Source organism: Pseudomonas sp. PSPC2-3, assembly GCF_049898265.1.
GTDB lineage: Bacteria > Pseudomonadota > Gammaproteobacteria > Pseudomonadales > Pseudomonadaceae > Aquipseudomonas > Aquipseudomonas veronii.
Genome location: NZ_JAFCXJ010000037.1, coordinates 1 through 505 on the forward strand (window position 1 = coordinate 1; position 505 = coordinate 505).

General features: G+C 64.8%; 1 protein-coding gene. It reads right to left on the reverse strand.

The features are described from left to right. Positions 1 to 428, reverse strand: a 428-nt coding sequence (locus ACP7E3_RS31915) for an ABC transporter permease subunit (RefSeq protein WP_426125519.1), incomplete at its 3' end; no start/stop codon positions are given. Positions 429 to 505 lie beyond the last annotated feature (77 nt).

The window sequence follows — 505 nt, forward strand, 5'->3', positions numbered from 1 at the left end:
CCGCGCACGATCTGCATGGTCGCCAAGGTGGTGATCAGCGCATTGACCCGCAGCTTGGCGATGACGATGCCGTTGATCAGCCCGACAATCAGGCCCATCAGCAGCGCCGCGCCGATGCCGAGCATGACGCTGTCGGTGTCGCGCATCACAATCGCGGCCACCACCCCGGCGCAGGCGATCACCGAACCCACCGACAAGTCGAAGTGCCCCGACGCCAGGCAGAACAGCATGGTGCAGGCGGCGATGCCCACGGTGGAAATCGCCAGGCCCAGCCCGCGCATGTTCAGCGGCGAGAGGAAGTTGTCGATCAGCAAGGCACACAGCAGGAAAATCGCCAGCGCCGCGAGCAGCATCGCCCAGTTGTCGAGCAGCGCGCGCAGGTCCACGGGTTTGCGTGCCGTCGGCAACGCGTTGTGTTGGGTCGTCATAGTCGTCTCTCAGTTCGCCAGGCCACGCGGCAAGGCCAGTTGCAGCAAGTTGGATTCAGTGGCGTGTTCGCGCCGTT